Genomic DNA, 3,062 nt, shown 5'->3' with positions numbered 1-3,062 from the left:
CTTTCCCTTACAAATAGAGAAAAATGTGACGATTGGCCACAAGGTCATGTTGCACGGTTGCCATATCGGAGAGAATTCCTTGATTGGTATTAATGCCGTTGTACTGAATGGCGCGAAAATTGGTAAGAATTGTTTGATTGGCGCGAACGCCTTGATACCTGAAAATATGGTCGTGCCGGATGGCTCGATGGTGCTGGGTAGTCCTGGCAAGGTGAAACGTGCTTTAAGTGAGCAGGAGATTCAAATGCTCAGTCTAAGTGCAGCGCACTATGTTCAAAACGGTCAGCGCTATGAATCAGGGTTGATTCTGGAGGACTAAGTGTTTGCCTGTTAAGATCGACGTTTCACATTTTATGTTTTTATTAGAAAGTAGTTGCCGAATAGTCGTTAGCGAAGAGTAGTTGTATGCCAGAAGAAATGAATGAAGTCCCGTCTCCATGTGTCAGTATTTGTGCACTTGATGTAAATGATGTCTGTGTGGGTTGTCACCGCACGGGTGACGAAATATCCCGCTGGTGGGGCATGGACAATACTGAAAAGAAAAAAATACTAGAGCTCGCTAAAGAGCGCGAACAGAAATCCTATATCTAGATTTATCCTCACAACTGACAACAGGTTTATCAAAATGACTAGCATTGGCACGCCCTTATCGCCTACGGCAACAAAGGTATTATTTTGCGGCTCTGGTGAGCTGGGCAAAGAAGTGGTTATCGAATTACAGCGCTTTGGTGTCGAAGTGATTGCTGTGGACAGGTATGCCAATGCACCGGCGATGCAAGTCGCACATCGCAGTTACGTGATCGATATGCTTGACCCAAAAGCGCTTAGAGAGGTGGTCGAGAAAGAGCAACCACACTTAATTGTGCCAGAAATCGAAGCCATTGCGACCGCTGAATTGGTGGCGCTAGAGAAAGAAGGCTACCAGGTTATTCCCTCTGCACGTGCAGTTAATCTCACCATGAATCGCGAAGGTATTCGGCGCTTGGCGGCAGAGGATTTGAGCATAAAAACCTCTCCCTATCAGTTTGCCAGCGATTATGAGGCTTATCTACAAGCGCTTCAGGAGATTGGTTTGCCGTGTGTGGTGAAACCGATTATGAGCTCCTCTGGCAAAGGCCAGAGCACTGTGAAGACTGAGGATGGTATTGATGCCGCTTGGGCATATTCACAAGAAGGTGGCCGTACAGGGGCAGGCACCATCATTATCGAAGGCTTTGTCGACTTTGATTATGAGATAACCTTATTAACTGTTCGCCACGCTGGTCAGACAAGTTTCTGTGCGCCGATTGGCCATGTCCAAAAGAATGGTGATTATCAACAGTCATGGCAGCCTCAAGCAATGAGCGAAAAGGCCTTGGCAGCGGCTCAGGATATCGCTCATAAAGTGACTGAAAACCTGGGTGGCAATGGTATCTTTGGCGTTGAGTTATTCGTAAAAGGCGATGAAGTCTTGTTTAGTGAAGTCTCACCTAGGCCACACGATACAGGCTTAGTGACCTTAGTATCGCAAGATCTTTCTGAGTTTGCTTTGCATGCGCGGGCTATTCTTGGATTGCCTATTCCCCAGATTAAACAGCTTGGTCCGGCAGCGTCCTCGGTCATTTTGGTTGAGGGGGAGTCCAAACAACTTTGCTTTGGTAACCTTGAAGAATGTTTGTCTGATACTGATGTGCACTTGCGCTTGTTCGGCAAGCCCGAAGTAAAGGGGCAACGCCGTATGGGGGTTGCACTGGCCTTGGGTGAAACAATTGAGGCGGCAACGCAGAAGGCGATCAAGGCATCTTCAGCGGTGACATTAAAGTTCTAGCGTTATTAGTGTGAAGTATAATGGCTGAAACGCAAAAAGTAATCGATAAAGGCTTTCCTCCGGTGCTTGGAGAAGAGCCAACAGTTCTAATATTAGGCACGATGCCCAGTGTTAAATCCCTGCAAGAGAAGCAATACTACGGACATCCTCGCAATGCCTTCTGGTGGATATTGGCGCAACTATGCAGTTTTGACCTGGCCTTGCCTTATGTGCAACGCCTGGAAGAGGCTAAACGCTGCGGTATCGCGATTTGGGATGTCGCTCATTCATGCTACCGCCCAGGAAGTCTGGATTCGAATATCGACCAGTCCACTATGAAGGCGAATGATATTCAAGGCATGCTTGAACAGAACCCGAGTATTAAGCTGATTGCGTTTAACGGTCAGGCTGCAGCCAAGTTGTACAAGAAGTTTATCGGCGTTTCAGTTACTCCTGATACAATCCTGAACTTACCTTCGACCAGTCCTGCCAATGCAGCCATGTCGAAAGAGGATAAGCTAGCGTCTTGGTGTGCTATGAAAGAATTTTTAAATTTAGATGAATATATCAGTGAGTAATGTTTGTGAGTGAGATAAACCAGGACTTAAGTGAAATATATAGCTTTCTTGGCTGTGAAACCCCTGACCTTTGGGTCGAAAATGCCCTGGCTAATCAGGATATCATGCTGCTGGATCACGCTCACTGTGAGAAGAAAGCAGCAATGACGGCGCTCAATCTGATTCACCGTTATCCGGGTAATCCAGACTTGCTGATGAAGATGTCTCGCTTGGCTCGTGAAGAGCTCAGGCATTTCGAACAGGTAATGAAATTTATCAAAAAGCGTAAACTGACATACGGCCACATGACCGCATCACGCTATGCAGCAAGGCTTAGAGATTCTGTCCGAAAACAAGATCCTGACCGTGTGATTGATCTACTGATCATTGGCGCATTTATTGAAGCGCGCTCCTGCGAGCGCTTTGCCAAGACAGCGCCCTTGCTAGACGATGAGTTAAAGGACTTTTATATTTCTTTGCTCAAGTCGGAGTCTCGTCACTATCAAGACTATCTAAAACTTGCTTCGGGTTATTGCAAAGAAGGGCTCGACGAGAGAGTCGCTTTTTTCAGAGAGAAAGAGCAGGAATTAATCGAGCAGCCAGATGAAGAATTTCGTTTTCATAGCGGGCCAGTGACTGCTTAGGTTTAGTTGGCTGGCGTTGCTATATGCAGCTGTACAAAGCATCAATTAAGGCTTTGGCGCAGGGCCCTGTTTCAT

General features: G+C 46.7%; 5 protein-coding genes. All 5 read left to right on the top strand.

Annotation, left to right across the window (positions count from 1 at the left end; all coding sequences use genetic code 11):
* Positions 1-319, top strand: a 319-nt coding sequence (locus A3761_RS13475) for a gamma carbonic anhydrase family protein (protein WP_197473044.1), incomplete at its 5' end; no start/stop codon positions are given.
* An 86-nt stretch (positions 320-405) separates the two neighbouring features.
* The gene (locus A3761_RS13470) at positions 406-591 is read left to right on the top strand and encodes a DUF1289 domain-containing protein (RefSeq protein ID WP_197470208.1); all 186 of its coding nucleotides are present in this window, start codon (positions 406-408) and stop codon (positions 589-591) included.
* A gap of 34 nt (positions 592-625) precedes the next feature.
* A complete protein-coding gene (gene purT, locus A3761_RS13465; protein ID WP_068740274.1) occupies positions 626-1,807 on the top strand; it encodes a formate-dependent phosphoribosylglycinamide formyltransferase in 1,182 nt (393 codons plus the stop codon).
* A 20-nt stretch (positions 1,808-1,827) separates the two neighbouring features.
* On the top strand, positions 1,828-2,364 hold the full coding sequence (locus A3761_RS13460; RefSeq protein ID WP_068740276.1) for a DNA-deoxyinosine glycosylase: 537 nt from the start codon (positions 1,828-1,830) through the stop codon (positions 2,362-2,364).
* A 5-nt stretch (positions 2,365-2,369) separates the two neighbouring features.
* Positions 2,370-2,987 carry a tRNA-(ms[2]io[6]A)-hydroxylase gene (locus A3761_RS13455; protein WP_231878355.1) on the top strand — a complete coding sequence of 206 codons (618 nt, stop codon included), beginning with the start codon at positions 2,370-2,372 and terminating at the stop codon, positions 2,985-2,987.
* Positions 2,988-3,062: the final 75 nt, after the last annotated feature.

The sequence above is a fragment of the Oleiphilus sp. HI0123 genome (assembly GCF_001635315.1).
The sequence above is the reverse complement of the archived record's forward strand: the minus strand, read 5'-3'. Positions and strand labels throughout refer to the sequence as shown.

What these genes read in the sequence shown, in the direction of transcription:
- A3761_RS13460 (WP_068740276.1), top strand. Translation starts at nt 1,828, where the DNA reads ATGGCTGAAACGCAAAAAGTAATCGATAAAGGCTTTCCTCCGGTGCTT.
- A3761_RS13470 (WP_197470208.1), top strand. Translation starts at nt 406, where the DNA reads ATGCCAGAAGAAATGAATGAAGTCCCGTCTCCATGTGTCAGTATTTGT.
- purT (WP_068740274.1), top strand. Translation starts at nt 626, where the DNA reads ATGACTAGCATTGGCACGCCCTTATCGCCTACGGCAACAAAGGTATTA.